Annotated in this window: 14 protein-coding genes and 1 tRNA gene; 13 read left to right on the forward strand and 2 right to left on the reverse strand. The window is 59.6% G+C overall.

From position 1 onward, the window contains the following. Positions 1-939, reverse strand: a 939-nt coding sequence (locus tag VB144_05130) for a hypothetical protein (GenBank protein ID MEA4883039.1), incomplete at its 3' end; no start/stop codon positions are given. A 128-nt stretch (positions 940-1,067) separates the two neighbouring features. Then, the gene (locus VB144_05135) at positions 1,068-2,270 is read right to left on the reverse strand and encodes an S-layer homology domain-containing protein (GenBank protein MEA4883040.1); all 1,203 of its coding nucleotides are present in this window, start codon (positions 2,268-2,270) and stop codon (positions 1,068-1,070) included. 160 nt (positions 2,271-2,430) lie between these two features. Here VB144_05135 and polA point away from each other — a divergent pair, with 160 nt between their 5' ends. From polA to scfB, 13 genes are all read left to right on the forward strand, one after another. Beyond that, on the forward strand, positions 2,431-5,271 hold the full coding sequence (gene polA / locus VB144_05140) for a DNA polymerase I (GenBank protein ID MEA4883041.1): 2,841 nt from the start codon (positions 2,431-2,433) through the stop codon (positions 5,269-5,271). A gap of 367 nt (positions 5,272-5,638) precedes the next feature. After that, positions 5,639-7,510 (forward strand): hypothetical protein, encoded by a 1,872-nt coding sequence (locus VB144_05145; GenBank protein MEA4883042.1) that lies wholly within the window; start codon positions 5,639-5,641, stop codon positions 7,508-7,510. Positions 7,511-7,615: 105 nt separating this feature from the next. Beyond that, on the forward strand, positions 7,616-8,299 hold the full coding sequence (ytaF, locus tag VB144_05150; protein ID MEA4883043.1) for a sporulation membrane protein YtaF: 684 nt from the start codon (positions 7,616-7,618) through the stop codon (positions 8,297-8,299). A gap of 91 nt (positions 8,300-8,390) precedes the next feature. Further along, positions 8,391-8,996, forward strand: a complete 606-nt coding sequence (gene coaE, locus VB144_05155; protein MEA4883044.1) for a dephospho-CoA kinase — start codon at positions 8,391-8,393, stop codon at positions 8,994-8,996. A gap of 48 nt (positions 8,997-9,044) precedes the next feature. Further along, entirely contained in the window at positions 9,045-9,647 is a 603-nt protein-coding gene (locus tag VB144_05160) for a lytic transglycosylase domain-containing protein (GenBank protein MEA4883045.1), read from the forward strand. 59 nt (positions 9,648-9,706) lie between these two features. Continuing rightward, on the forward strand, positions 9,707-10,750 hold the full coding sequence (locus tag VB144_05165; GenBank protein MEA4883046.1) for a nicotinate phosphoribosyltransferase: 1,044 nt from the start codon (positions 9,707-9,709) through the stop codon (positions 10,748-10,750). 85 nt (positions 10,751-10,835) lie between these two features. After that, positions 10,836-10,918 (forward strand) — tRNA-Leu (locus VB144_05170). A 205-nt stretch (positions 10,919-11,123) separates the two neighbouring features. Beyond that, on the forward strand, positions 11,124-12,023 hold the full coding sequence (locus VB144_05175; protein MEA4883047.1) for a patatin-like phospholipase family protein: 900 nt from the start codon (positions 11,124-11,126) through the stop codon (positions 12,021-12,023). A 170-nt stretch (positions 12,024-12,193) separates the two neighbouring features. Next, entirely contained in the window at positions 12,194-13,249 is a 1,056-nt protein-coding gene (locus tag VB144_05180) for a M42 family peptidase (protein ID MEA4883048.1), read from the forward strand. Beyond that, on the forward strand, positions 13,240-14,286 hold the full coding sequence (locus tag VB144_05185; GenBank protein MEA4883049.1) for a M42 family metallopeptidase: 1,047 nt from the start codon (positions 13,240-13,242) through the stop codon (positions 14,284-14,286). Before VB144_05180 ends, VB144_05185 begins: the two co-directional genes overlap by 10 nt. Continuing rightward, on the forward strand, positions 14,283-15,311 hold the full coding sequence (locus tag VB144_05190; protein ID MEA4883050.1) for a M42 family metallopeptidase: 1,029 nt from the start codon (positions 14,283-14,285) through the stop codon (positions 15,309-15,311). The genes VB144_05185 and VB144_05190 overlap by 4 nt, the downstream gene beginning before the upstream one ends. Before the next feature lie 29 nt (positions 15,312-15,340). Next, positions 15,341-15,496 carry a six-cysteine ranthipeptide SCIFF gene (gene scfA / locus VB144_05195; protein ID MEA4883051.1) on the forward strand — a complete coding sequence of 52 codons (156 nt, stop codon included), beginning with the start codon at positions 15,341-15,343 and terminating at the stop codon, positions 15,494-15,496. Then, positions 15,427-16,908 carry a thioether cross-link-forming SCIFF peptide maturase gene (scfB, locus tag VB144_05200; GenBank protein MEA4883052.1) on the forward strand — a complete coding sequence of 494 codons (1,482 nt, stop codon included), beginning with the start codon at positions 15,427-15,429 and terminating at the stop codon, positions 16,906-16,908. Before scfA ends, scfB begins: the two co-directional genes overlap by 70 nt. Positions 16,909-16,910: the final 2 nt, after the last annotated feature.

Consider the following 16,910-nt stretch of genomic DNA (forward strand, 5'->3'; position numbering starts at 1 on the left):
GCTTCCTGAGAGCAATTCTATCTGTTTGACCTGGCTCTCCTTAACCGTGGTAGGATACTGCAACGTATACATGTGATAATCGAAGAACGGCTTCTCCTCGAAAGGCGCTGGCGCCTCGGCCAAGGTCATTTTCGCCCCACCGGCTCGATCAAGCGCGTAGTTCATCTCCTCATGCACCTGATTCACATCGCCTGCCACCAGCTTAAGCTTGGCATCCTTGAATGTAGCGCCGGATTCGTTCGTAATGGTGACCCATCCGGTTATGTCAAGCTTGTCGTCGTTCGGCCCGATCACCGCAACATAATCCGCCGACCATGAGAGACCGCCGGTAAGGTATGTGACAAGGCAGTCGTGGGTCGTCGCGCCGGATGTGTTTGAAATCAGCCACGCCAAGGTCGGCCTTGTTATCAGGCCTTCTGGGAGGCTCGGGTACTTCACAGATTGGATATCGCCAAGGTGGACTGTGTAGATCTCCCCTGAGCCATTGGGCCCCGCGGACATCACTATGTTTGCAGGGGATGAACCCTTGGCGCCACTCAGGAGGCAGCCTGTGTAGGCCTGCCCTCCGCGGGTCGTGACTGTGATGCGCTCTCCAATGAACTTCTGAAGGAGCTTTGCATCTTCTACAAGGTCATACTCGTAGTTCTGCTCGCGCACCGATACTGCCCTAGGCGATGTGAGCGAGAGGAAACTGACTGTTGTCGGGTTGATGCGCGCGGAAATATCGGGGAAGAGCAGTGTGGACACGCCCTCTGGGATCTGAAGTGGCCGCTTCTCCTTGACGAGGGCCAGGTCTGCGTTGTAGATCGTGATCTCCACAGAACGCTCATCTCCCTTCGGCGCGCCGGCGGTATGGGGCGCAGTTGCAAACGACAGCGCTCCAATGAGCACAACGGCGCAGGCTGTGATCATCATCAGTGTTCCTCGGCGGCGGGTCATCTTAATTCCTCCTACACAATGCGACACTTGTGTGCGTCTGGATGCCTTGATCTTGCAGTAACAAAGACGACGCCGCCGCGGACTTTGTTCCAACGCGGCGGCATGATTGATGGCGATTTCGAGTATCTCTACATCTTCAGGAACTTGGAGAGCAATACCTGTGCAGCTTCCAGCTCGGCGTAGCTCCTTGCCGCCTGCCAGTCACGGGCCATCACTGCGGCGATGAGATCGGAGGATACGCCAAGCTCCTCGCTTAGGGCCTGCGCCAGCCGCTTCTGAGCCAGGTCCGGCAGGAGAGACCACTGCTGTGAGAGCACTGCGCCCACTTCCGTCTCAGTTAGGCCCATGTCCATCAGGCGCTGGGTGAGAGCGGGGCTCATACCCGCCCTGGCTTCGTCCCACTTTCCGCGGGATATGGCGTCTACCTGGTCCGGGGTTATTACCCCGTGGGTGAGCGCGCTCACCTTACGCGTGATGTCTTCCTTAGTCACCACGCCCTCAGCCTTGATGAACCTGGCCGAGCCGTAGCTGGTTCCAACCACGTAGACGGAGTCGTTTGATCTGACCGAATCGAGGGTAGAGGCCACTCCGTTCCTATATAGGAGAGTATCGGCGCCTACCTGCACCACCTGGGTGCTCCCGGCCACGTTTTTCAGGGTTATCGTCTCCGACATGGCGCTAACCTGTGTAACCGTTCCTCGAGCGAACTGAGCGTCGGAGAGGGCCTTCACCATGAAGGCGGTTTCCGCCCTGGTTGCCGCGCGTTCAGGCTCGAACACCATCCCGAAATGGAGTGGGATCGTATCAAGGCGCCTCGCTATCTCCACGAACCTGAACGCCCAGTGGGATGCGTCTACATCTCTGAAACTCGGAGTCCACGCCTGGGCGTCGGTCGCGCCCATGTCGCCTAGCTGTGCCACTCGTGCGAGCATTGCGGTCATCTCAGCCCTGGTGACGTTCGTGTCTGGGCGGAATGTGCTGTCCGGATAGCCGGTGACTACCTTTGCGGCGTCGAGAGCCGATACGAACGGCTCTGCCCAGTGCCCATCCATGTCGCAAAACTTCGTGTCCATGGTGGGGGCGTAGCCGAAGGCCCTCGCGACCACCTTCGCGAGTTCCGCTCGAGTTATGAGGTTTTCGGGCTGGAATGTCTGATCCGGATACCCCTCCAGCACTCCCATCTTGGCGAGGGAGGTGATGGCGCCCTCAGCCCAATGGCCCGCCACATCCTTCAGGACGGGGGGGGCCGCGCAGATACGCCCTGGCAATGCGCACACTGACACAGCGGCCAGAACGGTAAGAATGGCTATGGCAAGTTTCCTCGAAGCCATATGCAGTTCTCCCTTCATCGCAGCTTACAAGGTGTATGGTGTGTTTCGCCATACATCTGGCGGCGCCTCTAAGCAAGTGATGGAGATCCCGGTCGTTGCAGGTATTGGAGCACCTGTCGTGGAAGAATAACATGAAATTGCATTGAGAGGAAGAAAGCCTTTGCCCGGTACAAGAGGACGAAAGATCCTGATCATAGACGGCCACTCCCTGGCCCACAGGGCGTATCACGCCCTCCCTCCTACGCTTACGCGCGCCGATGGCACGCCGACGAATGCAGTATTGGGTTTCTGCAACATGGTTCTGAAACTCCTGGAATCTGAGAAGCCCGACGCAGGTGTATGCGCATTCGATAGGCCTGCGCCCACCTTCAGGCATAAGGAGTATGAGCAGTACAAGGCCACCCGAAAACCAATGGAGGATTCCTTGAAGGTGCAGATCCCAATAGTGCGCGAGGCTGCGCAAGCATTGGGGCTCACAGTTTCCGAGCTTGACGGATGGGAAGCGGACGACGTGATCGGCACGGTCTCCCGTCTTGCCGAGGAGGCAGGCGACCAGGCGGTCATAGTGACCGGCGACAAGGACGCTCTGCAGCTTGTGTCCGACAATGTCAGGGTAGTGTTGACGAAGAAAGGGATCTCCGAGTTTGAGGAGTACGGCCCCAGCGAAGTGCGAGCCAGATTCGGGTTCGGGCCTGAGAAGATCCCCGATTTCAAGGGGCTCATGGGTGATCCTTCCGATAATATCCCGGGAGTGCCCGGGGTGGGTGAGAAGACCGCCATGCGGCTTGTCTCACAGATGGGAACGGTTGAGGAGATCCTGGCGCACGTCCACGAGATCAAGCAGGAGAAGCTCAAGAACACCCTTCTTGAGAATGCCGACGTGGCCCTGGCCAGCAAGCGCTTGGCCACGATTGACCGGGATGCTCCTGTGAACGTGGATCTCGGGGAGTGCTGCGTGCTGAGGCGTGATGCGAACCAGCTTGCCAGCTTCCTGCGCAAGCAGGATTTCCGCACTCTGCTCGCGAGGCTGCGACTTACCTCCCAACCGGGCCTGTTTCCCGCAGGCGGCGCAGGAGCAGGATCGGGGGAGCCGTCTGGGGCAGGCGGTCGACTGCCCGGGTTTTACGGGGCGGAGCAGGATGAGCCTGCGGTTTCTGTAGGGGGCGGGGGCACAGGCGCAGGAGCAGGCCCGCAGTCAGCGGAAGGGCGTCCGGTGGAGATCGTGTCGACGGCAGACGGCATTACGGCCCTGGCTGCCGCACTAAGGGCGGAAGGCAGATTCGCCTTCGATGTGGTGAGGACGGGGTTGCGGCCTATCACATCCAGGGTGGAGGGCCTTGCATTCCAAGCTGCGGGGATCTCCGCCTATGTTCCAGTTGGCGACGGCGATGGGCGAGTTTCGCCTGCCGCTGCGTCGGAGGCCTTCGGGATAGTGTTCGGAGACGGTTCCGTGGAGAAGCTGTGCCATGACGCCAAGGAGAAGACGATTCTCCTTTCCCGGATGGGATGCGCTCTCAGAGGCGTTGCGTTCGATAGCATGATCGCCTCGTACCTTGCAGATCCGGGCGCCCCCAATGCAGAGCTGTGCGATGTGGCTGAGAGATGGGTGGGCGTAAGCGTACCGCAAGTTCATAGTTACGTGGAAGCAGAGGCCAAGCGGGTTCGGGATCCTCAGTTCTGCCCGGGCCCAGAGATCCTCGCCCAGATGTCGTGCTCATGCCTTGGCGTGATGCCCGAGCTCGAGGCCGCGCTTCTTGCTGCACTGTCGTCATATGGAATGGAGAAGCTCTACCGTGAGGTCGAGATTCCTCTAGTTGGCGTTCTTGCCGACATGGAGATGACAGGCATCAGAATCGACTCCGATCGGCTTCGGGAGCTTTCGGGGGAGATGCAGGATACCCTCGCATGTCTTGCCGGGGAGATCTACAGCATGGCTGGAGAGGAGTTCAACATCAACTCCACGAAGCAGCTCGGCCATGTGCTCTTTGAGAAGCTGGGCCTTGCTCCGCTGAAGAAGACGAAGACCGGGTACTCCACAGACGCCGAAGTGCTTGAGGCCCTCTCGGGGCAGCACGAGATTTTGCGCAAGCTCCTCGACTATCGGACAGTATCCAAGCTGAAATCCACGTATGTGGACGCTCTTCCGGAACTAGTGAACCCCGGAACTGGCCGGATACACACGAGCTTCAACCAGACTGTGACTGCGACCGGGAGGCTGTCGAGCACAGACCCGAACCTCCAGAACATCCCGGTGAGGACTGAAGAAGGACGCAAGATCCGCGGGGTGTTCATCCCAGGGCATGATGGCTGGGTTCTCGTAAGTGCTGACTACTCGCAGATAGAACTGAGAGTCCTGGCCCACATGTCTCAGGATCATGTTCTCATTGAGTCGTTCCTTGCAGATGAGGACATCCACCGGCGGACAGCAGCTGAAGTCTTCGGAGTGCCATTTGATGACGTTACACCGGAGATGCGTTCACGCGCAAAGGCCGTCAACTTCGGGATCGTCTATGGGATTAGCGACTATGGGCTCTCCAAGAACATAGGAGTTTCGCCTCGAGAAGCGAAGGAGTTCATAGAGAGGTACTTCACAAGGTACCGTGGAGTGCGAAACTACATGGACTCCATAGTCGCCCAGGCGAAAATGGATGGATACGTCACGACACTCATGAACCGCAGACGATGCCTTCCGGAGCTCACGAGTCCATCGATGGCTGTTCGAAAATTCGCTGAGAGGGTCGCAATGAACACTCCAATCCAGGGAACGGCGGCCGACATCATTAAACGCGCAATGGTGAATGTACACGCAAGAATTGCTGATGAAAAGCCGGAGGCGCGTCTTCTTCTGCAGGTCCATGACGAGCTGGTGCTCGAGGCGCGTGCCTGCGAGGCTCAAGAGGTCGCCGATATCGTGAGAGAGGAAATGAGCAGCGCAATGCAGCTTTCAGTGCCCCTTCGGGTGGACGTGTCGTGGGGCCGCACCTGGGTTGAGGCGAAATAGGCCCTGCGCTGGAGCAAAAAATGTTGGAGACTGTTTCCGCACCTTGAAGGATTTGCGGGAACCGTGTAGAATTAAGCAGCCGAACAGGCCAAGCTGCCGCCACGGCCTGTTTCTACCAGCGTTTTAAGATTTGCAGAGTTACCACTATTCGGTCCTGATAGCCAGAAAGGAGGTGCACCCCCGGTTGCTTCCAGGATCGAGTCTATAGCGGTCGGATCGTGGCACACACGGCAGAACCGCAACACGCCGAACCGAAGCCCGAAGCAACGGGAGGCCGTGAGGAAACATGGACACTCCGATACCTCCCCCGCAATACGGCCGAGCAGAGGCGTGAACCAAACTAACAAAACCGTAAGGGGGACGCTTCATGAAGAAGAATCTAATCCTCGTCCTCGCCACCATCGCGTTGGTGGCCATGGCGATCCCGGCGTCTGCCGCTACCCTCACGCTGAGCGGCAAGTACACCGCCGATTTCACCTATGACTGGACGACCGCCAACACCGAGTTCTGGTCGCCTACTACCCTCGCTGGTGCGAGCAAGCTCGCTCTGAACCTCACCTTCAAAGAGGGCGACGCAATCACCGCATACCTGCCCCTGACTGTCAAGCCGTTCATCGGCGCGTTCGCTCCGACAGTTGGCAGCTGGTATTTCGCCTACGACGCGGCTCCAGCCAAGTTCTGGGTGAGCAAGGGCGATTCGTACAACGCCAAGAAGTTCGCATCTCTCGGCGATCCTCTGGGAATCGCTGCTAAGCTCTATAACGGGCCGACAGTCGTCGGAAACGTCAGCGGATCGCTCTGCGGCGTGGGCTTCAATGTGTACGCAGCAGATCTGGGTTCGCATACCAACGCTTTGGGGACCTGGAACGATGGCAACGCCGTTCTCAGCAGGTTGACTTACGGACTCCCTGCCGGGTTCACCCTCGGCGTAGTCAGTACGTTCAACGATGGCGTCCAGCTCACTAGTGGTGATCCCGCCGTTACTGAGCCAATGATGGACGACATCACCGCCGGAGTCGACGTAACCGGGAAGCTGCCCGTGGTCGGTGGAAACCTGACCCTCGCCGGCGCCGGATTCTGGCGCTTCGATGAGGGCACGAAGAAGTTCGTGGCTGGCGGGGACAATCCGTACGCAATGCTCGCCAAGGTTGAGGATCTGACCCTTGGCCCCGTGACCGCAAAGCTGTCCTACACCTCGGTTGGTGACGACTTCGTTGCGTTCTTCAAGAGCACCAGCACCACCACAGTGCCGCTTCTTACGAAGTACGCCGAGGCAGCGGCAGTGGAAGCCGAAGTTAAGGCCACCCTTCCCGTCGTGATCCCCGTGAACCTTACCATCGGCGACACCCTGTGGATGAAGTCGAACGGCAACAAGCCAGTATACAATGAGACCACTGGCAAGGTCGAAGTGGATCCGATAAAGGACCTCAAGGTTACCGTGTCTGGCGCGTACAAGGCTGATCTCGACGATGATGCCGCTACCGACTTGGTCGGGTACAAGGTCCGCGGCGATGTGTCCTACAAGGCATTCGGACTTGAGCTCAAGCCGTACGTCTACTACCTGAACAATAGCTATGCAACTCCTGGAGTGCATGGCACAGCGACCAAGCCTGCCGACACCGTGTTCGGCGCCGACCTCACCGGAAGCCCCATCGGCGGCCTCGAGGTAACGCTTGGCGGCAGCTACGAGCTGGAGCTCAAGGCTGCGGACCTCAAAGCGTGGGGAATCTACACCACCGAGTTTGCTCCTGCGGTCGTTAAGAGCGCAATCACCAAGGTAGCTGCGTTTGCGTCCTTCAACAAGGTAGACGCGGCTGATGCGACCACCAACCTCTACGCCTTCGCAGGCAGCACCGTGGTTGTGAATGACAAGCTCGACGGCAAGGTCGGCCTGCTCACCAAGGATGCGGCTAACAAGATCGTCGCAAGCGCTACTCTCAACTACAAGATCAGCGATAAGCTAGCTGCGTTCGGAACCTACACCTACCGCCAGAACGCCATCGCTCCCGACGCGGATCACGCCGACGAGTGGAGGCCTCTCGGCAATAACCACTGGGTGAAGGCTGGAGTCACGGGCACCGTCGGCGCCAGCACCATCAGCGTGGCCTATGGCAAGAACGGCTTGGCCGACGCTGATGACGAGGGATTCCACGCAGGCAAGCCCTGGGCTTACCTCCGGAATACCCCTGACTTCATGAACTGGCAGCTCTGGACGGTCAACCTCGCGGTTCCGTTCTAAGCTAATCCGATCTGGAGGACCCCCGGACGTTCCGGGGGTCCTTTTCCGTCTCCGGACCGTATACTGTGTCTGGCCGCGGGCAGGCGTGCCCAGGGATCCGGCAAGTTGGCCTCCTGCGGCTGGGACGAAGCAGTGGGGATTATCGAGCTTCTGGCGCTTGCGCTCGCCCTGAGTATCGACTCGCTTGGGGCGGGAATCGTGTATGGGCTGCGGAGGATTCGGGTTCCATTTGCGGCGATTCTCACGGTAAGCATGGCTTCTGCGGTGGGGGCAGGGCTTTCGGTGGCCTTTGGCGCTGCAATGGGAGGTGCGGTGGGAGCAGGAGCGGCGAGGGTGATCGGTGGAATCATACTGTTGGCGATGGGAGCATGGATGGCCTGGGAGGGGGCGAAAACTGAGGCCCGGGGCAGAGAAAGGCAACGCCCGACTGATGGGCTGGGCACGGGGAATATGATACTGTCGTTGAAGGTGCGGCCCATCGGAGTCGTGATCCAGGTGATGCGTGACCCGGAGACTGCGGATTTCGACCGTTCTGGTTCGATCTCGTATGGCGAGGCGCTTCTTCTCGGCGTTGCTCTGGCTCTGGATGGGGTGGGGAGCGGCTTCGGCGCGGGGATGAGTGGGGCGTCCTGGGCACTGACCTCGGCGACGGTGGGGTGCGGGACCTTTGCGTGTTTGCGACTGGGCATGAAGCTCGGCGGGCGTGCGCCTGACGGATGGGGCGGAAAATGGATCAGAGTATGCCCGGGGTTGCTTCTCATGCTGATCGGGCTGTGCTCCATGGCGTAGTGGGAGGAGTTGGTCGCCTTTTGCGGGGAGGAGAAGCATCGCCGACGGGGAATATGCAGTGACGTGTCTCACAGCTTGGGGGTCCGATGGTATGATAGTGCTTGGGCTTACGGGGCAGAGTGGAACTGGGAAGAGTACGATTGCTGCGATGCTTGCGGCGAAAGGCGCGGCGTGCATCGACATGGATAAGGTTGCCCGAGAGCTGGTGCAAGTTGGGTCGAGTGTGCTGCGTGAGATCGAGCGGGAGTTCGGCCCTGAATTCATAAGGGCAGACGGCAGCCTCGACAGGCGAAGCCTCGGAAGGCTTGTCTTCTCCAACTCTCGAAATCTTGCTGCCCTCAACAGGATCACCCATCCTGAACTCGTGCGCCGAACGCGGGCGTGGCTTGATCATCTTTCGAGCGAACCATCGCCTCCCGAAGTTGCGGTTATCGATGCAGCTGTGCTCTTCGAGTCTGGCCTTTTCGAGCTGGCGGATCTTGTGGCAGTGGTTGTTGCGAATGCGGATGTGCAGGCAAGCCGGATTGCGGCAAGGGATGGGATACCGCTTGCAGACGCACTGGCGAGGGTGCATGCCCAGCGGCCGATGGAGGAGATGCTCGCTCGAGCGGACTGCGTTATTCGAACTGACTGTCCACTGGACGCTACGGCTCGTCAGGTAGACGACATGTGGGCCAGACTGGTTGCGCGCGTCTAGCATCACTGTGTTCTGATAAGCATAAGGGTACACATCGGAGTTGGTTGAATGGCCATGTACATCAGGAGGATGGTCCGCATTGCAGCAGCGACTATCATCATCGGCGCCCTGTCGGCTATCATCGTGAACGCGCCCTGGTTCAGGCGTATGGCATATCCCATCCACTACCAGGGTCCGATTGCAGCCTACGCCCGCGCAAATCAAGTTGACCCGTTCCTGATCGCAGCCATAATCAAGGTTGAGAGCAGGTACAACGCGAAAGCCACTTCACACAGGGGCGCGCGTGGGCTCATGCAGATCATGCCGCAAACGGGGGAGTGGGCGGCCGGGCGCCTGGGGTTGACTGGATACACTGCGGATGCTCTCTTCGACCCGGATACGAACATCGCAATCGGATCGTGGTACGTGAGCCAGCTGCTGAAACAGGCAGACGGCAACCTTACAACGGCGCTTGCTGCCTACAATGGAGGGCCGACGCACGTGGAGCGTTGGATATCCGATGGAATCTGGTCTGGGGAAGCTCACGATGCGGAGAGCATTCCGTTCCCGGAGACCGCGCGCTATGTGACGAAGGTGATGAAGGCGCACCAGGCCTACATCAAGGCCTACGGCGGTCGGTGGCCGGGCGATGTGGCGAACCTCGGCTCATAGTGGCCTCAGTGTGGTATAATCAGCCCATAGAAGGCTTGAACTGGGAGGTGCGCGGGGTTATGGATGCTCAAGGCAAGCTCAGCAACATGTCGCAGGTTAAGAAGTTTACGGTAGACCCCGATCGAAGGCTGTTTTCAGCCACCCACGATGAGATAATCCTGGGGTACACAACAGATGTGTACTTCGTCAAGACTAGGCAGATACTCGACTCGATGGGCCTTGCTGATACCCGCGTTACTGCGGAAGTATTTCCGCGTAGGCCCGGGGTCATGTGCGGCGCTGTGGAGTGCCTCGGACTCCTGCGGGATCTCGATGTGGAAGTGTGGACAATCCCTGAGGGCGAGACGTTCAGCCCTCGGGACACTGTGATGCGGATAATCGGCAAGTACTCGGAGTTCGGCATATACGAGACAGGCCTTCTGGGGATCCTGGCGAGCTCATGCGCGTGGGCCATGGCTGCGCGGGAAATGCGGGCGGCTGCTGGGGACAAGCCGTTCATCTCATTCGGGGCGAGGCATGTTCATCCTGCTGTTGCTCCAGTCATGGAACGGGCAGCTGTCGTTGGCGGGGCCGACGGCGCCAGCTGCATCCTGGCGGCCAAAATCGCAGGGGTGGAGCCCAGGGGAACGGTGCCTCACGCTGTGTTCCTCATCGCCGGAGACACTGTGAAGGTGGCAAAGGCATACGACCGGGAAATGGCGCCTGAGGAGGCCAGGATCATCCTGGTGGACACGTTCAAGGATGAGGCCGAGGAGTCTCTCCGGACCGCGGAGGCGCTTGGCCAACGGCTGGCAGGCGTGAGGCTGGATACTCCCGGAGAGCGCGGAGGGGTCAGTCCGGAGCTCGTTCGAGAGGTGCGAGCCCGCCTTGACCAGGCCGGGTTCTCGTATGTCAAGATATTCGTTTCCGGCGGACTAACCCCGGAGCGGCTTGCGCTGCTTTCCGAGGCTGGGGCGGATTCCTTCGGAGTCGGAAGCTACATATCAGGCGCATCGCCGATCGACATGACCATGGACATCAAGGAGATCGAGGGCCGGGCAATTGCCAAGAGAGGCCGGATCCCAGGGCGGATAGAGAATCCAAAGCTTGTAAGGGTCAAGTAGGCTTGAACCGAAACGTCCCTTGACACCCGATGGGAGCGGTCGTATAATCACTGATGTAAGCGCCTTGAGCGCGAATATGGCAAGTGCCCGGGTGGCGGAATTGGCAGACGCGCACGTTTGAGGGGCGTGTGGGCAACCATACGAGTTCAAATCTCGTCCCGGGCACCATTCTTTTGTACTTTTGTGCCTTTCGGTTTCTCTGTTGAGGAGTGGCCGGGAGGCATTTTCGTTGTACGGAAGGCTCTCGTGGCTGGTCACAGGGCGCTGCCGCTCATATCGCGCACGTTCGGCGGCAATGTGATGCTCGCGCTCGTTGCGCCGCATATCGTAACGTGTGGATCCGAAATCTCCAAGGGCGAGGTTGGTGATCTTGATGAGAATCGGGTTGGCGCTCGGTTCCGGCGGCCTGAGAGGCGCTGCACACATAGGCGTGCTGTCGGAGCTCGATCGGGCGGGCATCAACATCGATATGATCGCGGGCACAAGCGCTGGAAGCGTGATAGCAGTCATGTATGCGCGTGGCATGACTGCCGAGCAGATAGAGGAGCGCGCATTGACGCTTGCCGCACGGGACATAATCGACCCGACAGGGTCTACGCTCATGTATCTGATTGCTCCGACGTTTCTCTTCTTTCTCGGGTGGCGCAGGCTGCTGCCGAAGGGCATCCTCCGAGGAACGAAACTTGAGGCATTCATAAGGCGCGAGCTCGGCGAGATCAAGATGAGCGATCTCAAGATCCCGTGCGCTGTCGTGTCGGTCGACATCCACACAGGCGACAAGATCGTGTTCACCTCGGAAGCGAGCAGAGTAAAGGCCGGGAAGCAGACCTGCTACTTCGATGAACACGTGGCCGATGCAGTCCGCGCGTCCTGCAGCATTCCAGGGGTGTTCGTGTGGAAGGAATGGCGAGGGCGGTGTCTCGTCGACGGTGCGATCAGAGAGCCTGTTCCAGCCAGGGTGCTGAAGGAGATGGGCTGTGACTACGTGATAGCTGTGGATCTGGGCTACACTGGGCAGGCCGACGAGAAGGTGGATGGACTGCCCTCCGTCGTAGCTCAGGCCCTGGATGTGTTGGGTGAAGAGGTGTCAGACTACGTCCTGGCCAACTACGCGGATATTGTGATCAAGCCGCGGCTTTACAACGTGGCGCTCACCGATACCTCCAGAATACCGGAATGCATAGACGCAGGCCGAAGGTCCGCTCAGGAGATGATCCCCGCCATACGGCGGGCCCTGCGCCGGAGGGTAATCAGCAGAATCGCCCTCCTGTGACTTGTGGTGGAGGAGCGTTCGCGGTTTCCGGCTCGGGCCGGGCCGGTCGACGCCAGGCTTCCGGCCCTCCGTAGGAAGGAAGCCTTCATGCGTTGGCGAATAATAACTAATGCGTTGACCGCACGGCCCCGCCGCCGTGCTGGTTGTTCATTCGTGAAAGGGGACGTCTCATGGAAACGAAAGAGGCTCTAATGCGACTCGCTGACGCCCGTGGGGTAACGGGTTACGAGTCCTGTGCAGGGGATGTGGCAGCATCGCTGTTCGATGGGCTCGTCGACGAGATCCGGAGAGATGCACTGGGCAGTGTGATCATGCTGAAAAGGGGCGCGGCCCCGGAACCTTCAGCTCGTCTCATGCTGGCGGCGCATGTGGACGAGATCGGCATGATCGTCTCGAGGATCGAGGAACAGGGCTTTCTCAGAGTATGGATGATGGGCGGTGTGGATCGGCGGATCCTTCCCTCCATGGAAGTGACTGTGCATGGGCGCTCCGACATTCCAGGCGTGATAGGGGCGATTCCGCCACATCTTCAGGATCCATCCGAGAAGGACAAGTCCTGGAAGTGGGAAGAACTAGCGGTTGACTGTGGGATGCCGGCGGAGAAGCTTCGGGCGATTGTGCGTGTGGGTGATGTGGTGAGCTTCGACCGCCGCTCAGTCGCACTTGCTGGCGACCGGATTGCAGGAAAATCCATGGATGACCGCGCGGGAGTCGCAGTCATGTATGAGATGGCCTGTGAGCTTCAAAGGCTGAAGCATGATTGCGATGTGTTCTTCGTGGCCACAATCCAGGAGGAAGTGGGCTATGGCGGGAGCATCACAAGCACCTACGGCATCGTGCCCGACATCGGAATCGCAATCGATGTTGGCCACGGCGCCATGCCGGGCCTTCCTGAGGACGACGTGCTTACGTTGGGCGGAGGGCCAGCCATCGGTTTTGGTCCCCACGTTCACCCCAAGGTGTTCGGCAAGCTCAAGGAGATAGCTGAGAAGCGGGGAATCCCATATCAGCTGGACGCAGACACCTCTGCTCAGGGCACCGACGCCTACGCTATGCAGATGACGCGAGCAGGAGTGGCGACTGGACTGCTGTCGATTCCCCTGCGCTACATGCATACATCAGTTGAGACACTCTCCCTCGGCGATATCACGAAATCCGGGCAGTTGCTGGCCTACTTCGCCAGCGCAGTCGACTCCCGGTTCAGGGAGGGATTGACTTGCTTCTAGCCAAGCTCTCAGAGGTTGCTGGCATTTCCGGGCAGGAGGCCGAGGTCAGAGAGGCGATACGGGCAGAGATCGCGCCATATGTGGATGAGATCACAGTGGACGCCATCGGCAACCTGGTCGCGCTGAAGCGGGGCCGCGGAACTGGCGTTTCGGGCGGGCGGCGCGTGATGCTCGCTGCTCATATGGATGAGGTTGGCCTCATGGTGAAGGGATTCGAATCCGATGGACTGCTCAGAGTGGCATCGGCAGGCGGAGTAGACCCGCGAGTGCTCGTGTCGAAGATGGTCTATGTTGGACGGGGTTCGGAGAAGCACCCTGGGGTGATTGGATCCAAGCCTATCCACTTGCTGAAGAGAGAGGACATGGACCGGGCCACCGACATCAAATCCTTGTATGTCGATATCGGAGCATCCAGCAAGGAAGAGGCGAGCAAGCTCGTGCAGATCGGGGACCCCATCTCCTTCGCGACGAAGTGCGAACCCATAGGGGAGGGTTTCATTCGGGGCAAGGCGTTTGACGATCGGGCAGGGTGCTGCGGGGTGATTGAGGCACTAAAGGCCCAGCACGACTTCGACTTGTACGGCGCGTTCACCGTTCAGGAGGAAGTTGGTCTGCGAGGCGCTGGTGTGGCGGCATTCAGGATAAAGCCAGATCTCGCCCTGGTATTGGAGGGCACGACCGCTCATGATATCCCTAAGGCCCCAGAGCACGCTTTCTCCACGGTCCCCGGGAAGGGTCCGGCGATAGTCCACAGAGACGCCTCCTGGATTGGCACAAGGTCCGTTATTGACCGCCTTGTCGCGACGGCTCAAGCCGCAGGTGTTCCATACCAGTTCAAGCGCTCCGTTACTGGCGGTACTGATGCGGGGAGAATCGGCCTCACTGAGGCAGGGATACCTGCGGCGGTGATGTCAGTGCCATGCAGGTTCATTCACTCGCCGGTCTCGGTGATGAGCATCTCCGATTTTGAGAACTATGTGAAACTCGCCGGGCTGTTCCTCGATAGTCTAGACGAAGGGGGTCTTCCGCTGTCATGAAGGATCTCATCAAGAAACTCACTGAGGCATACGGCCCGTCCGGGTCGGAGAGCCAGATAATGGCGACCATCAAGGCCGAGGTCGAGCAGTATGTCGACGATATTCGCCTTGATGCGCTCGGCAGCCTGATCTGCCGAGTTGACCCCAAGTTGCCCGCGCCTGGGGTGGCGCCCAAGAGGATAATGGTGGATGCGCATATGGACGAGATCGGGGTGGTGGCGTCCTACATAGATGACAAGGGTTTCATCAGGTTCTCCCCAGTCGGTGGGCTCTCACCTTGGGTGCTGATGGGGCAGAGAGTCCGTTTCGAAAACGGCGTTGTGGGGGTTTTTGGCACTGAGCGGCTCGAGGACATCAAAGAGCTCAAAATCGAGAAGATGTTCATCGACATCGGCGCTCGGGACCGCGCAGAGGCGGAGCATAAGGTCCGCATCGGGGACGCGGCCTGCATTCTTCGGGAGTTCGCTGACCTTGGCAGCCGCGTGATTGCCAAGGCAATGGACGACAGGGTTGCGTGTGCCGTAGTGATCGAGGCTCTTAAGAGAGCGCGCCCCGCCGCGGCCGCGGTGTACTACGTGTTCGCGGTTCAGGAGGAGGTGGGCCTGCGCGGGGCGAGGGCTGCGGCTTACGGGATCAACCCGCACGTGGGCATAGCAGTTGACGTGACCATATGGGGCGACACTCCCGAGAGCGCTCCATTCTCGGTATGTCTTGGACGAGGAGTGGCGATCAAGGCGAAGGACTCCAGTGTGATTGCCCACCCCAAGGTGAAGAACCTCATGATCGACGTGGCGGAGAAGAATGGCATCCCATACCAGATGGAAGTGCTTGAGCGCGGAGGGACTGACGCCGGCGCCATCCACCTGACCCGGGAAGGAGTCCCATCGGGAACCATCTCCATTCCCTGCAGGTACGTGCATACTCCGTGTGAGATGGTTGACATGGGCGATGTTGAGGCAAGCGTCAAGCTGCTTGCTGGTGTTGTGGAGGAGTTGGCATCTCCAGCCGGCGGTGGTATACTCTAAGCGAATCAGACACGACCGGAGGAATTGGCGTGGATAAGAAGAACGAGAAAAAGCATGTGAAAACTGTCATAGCCTCTAACCTTAAGGCCACCGCGGCCTCAGGTGGGTGCCGGGAGTGCCAGACCTCCTGCCAGTCCGCCTGCAAGACCTCCTGCACCCTCGGAAATCAGGCGTGCAGGAAATAGCGAACGGCCTCGAGCTTCAGCGAGGGCGTCCGACCCGAGCCGGCGTCAGCCGCAACTGGCGACGGTTCGGTGTGCCGGGCGCCCGTTTCCTTCTCGACGTCCAGTCTGGCAGCTTGCATTGCATAGATGAGGCGGCGTGGGACGTCATCGGACAGCTCGACGAGGCTGTGCCCCGCGGGGCAATCGCTCACATCGGAGCGGATCAAATTGCCGAGGTCGCGCATGACCTCGACATGCTGATCGAGGAAGGCACGCTATCCTACCCGGACGACCCAGACACCATGCCCAATACTGGGCAGACCCTCGGCCCTGGCGTCGTGAAAGCGATGTGTCTCCACGTTGCCCACGACTGCGACATGCGTTGCGGATACTGCTTCGCCGGAACCGGAGGCTTCGGCGGTGGGCGATCGCTGATGCCCGCCGAGGTGGGCTGCGCCGCGCTGGACCTTCTGTTCAAGCTCAGCGGCGGCATTCGCCATCTGGATGTTGACTTCTTCGGAGGCGAACCGCTCCTCAATATGGAGGCAGTCCGGACCATCGTAAAGCACGGCCGCAGGCTGGAGGCGGCCTCTGGGAAAGTGTTGAAGTTCACCCTGACGACCAACTGCCTCGGGCTCACCCCCGATATCGGGGGGTTCCTGAACGATAACAACATCGCGGCCGTGCTATCAATCGATGGCAGGCCTGCGGTGCATGATGCGGTGCGCAGAACTGAGCATGGAGGCCCCACCCACGAGCGGATAATGGCAAACGCCCTGCAGTTCGTTCAAACACGGCCAGATGGGGAGTACTACGTGAGGGGCACGTATACAAGGCGGAACCTGGACTTCGTGGATGATGTGCTGTACTTGGCCGACATGGGTTTCGATAGCATATCCTTCGAACCAGTTGTGTCGCCTCCCGAGTCGCCATACTCAATTCGAGAGCAGGACCTTCCACAGGTGTACGCATCCTACGACAGGCTCGTGGATGAGATGATCGCCCGCAGGCGACAGGGACGGGGTTTCCGCTTCTTCCACTTCGACCTGAACCTTGCGAACGGCCCCTGCCTGGCCAAGAGGTTGCTAGGATGTGGGGCAGGGCGTGAGTATGTGGCCGTGACCCCTGCCGGCGAGCTGTACCCGTGCCATCAGTTCGTGGGGCGGGATGGCTTCATTATGGGGGATGTTCGCTCGGGGATCGCACGACCGGAAATCGGAAGCGAATTCGGCCGCGCGCACATCTACGCCAAGCCCGTGTGCAGGGGCTGCTGGGCGAGATACATGTGCTCTGGCGGTTGCCACGCCAACGCTCATCAGATGAACGGAACCATTGCTGAACCATATTCCATCGGATGCAGAATCACGCGGAAACGACTTGAGTCAGCTCTTACCCTTGCCGCGGCAGAGGCTACAGGCGATTCGCGAGCGTGACA

The sequence above is a fragment of the Clostridia bacterium genome (assembly GCA_034926675.1).
Taxonomy (GTDB): Bacteria; Bacillota; DTU025; order DTU025; family DTU025; genus JAYFQW01.

Bases quoted from the DNA above. Each gene is read 5' to 3' on its own strand.
- VB144_05190 (MEA4883050.1), top strand. From the start codon at position 14,283: ATGAAGGATCTCATCAAGAAACTCACTGAGGCATACGGCCCGTCCGGG.
- VB144_05180 (MEA4883048.1), top strand. From the start codon at position 12,194: ATGGAAACGAAAGAGGCTCTAATGCGACTCGCTGACGCCCGTGGGGTA.
- VB144_05175 (MEA4883047.1), top strand. From the start codon at position 11,124: ATGAGAATCGGGTTGGCGCTCGGTTCCGGCGGCCTGAGAGGCGCTGCA.
- VB144_05160 (MEA4883045.1), top strand. From the start codon at position 9,045: ATGGCCATGTACATCAGGAGGATGGTCCGCATTGCAGCAGCGACTATC.
- VB144_05135 (MEA4883040.1), bottom strand. From the start codon at position 2,270: ATGGCTTCGAGGAAACTTGCCATAGCCATTCTTACCGTTCTGGCCGCT.
- VB144_05165 (MEA4883046.1), top strand. From the start codon at position 9,707: ATGGATGCTCAAGGCAAGCTCAGCAACATGTCGCAGGTTAAGAAGTTT.
- VB144_05145 (MEA4883042.1), top strand. From the start codon at position 5,639: ATGAAGAAGAATCTAATCCTCGTCCTCGCCACCATCGCGTTGGTGGCC.
- coaE (MEA4883044.1), top strand. From the start codon at position 8,391: ATGATAGTGCTTGGGCTTACGGGGCAGAGTGGAACTGGGAAGAGTACG.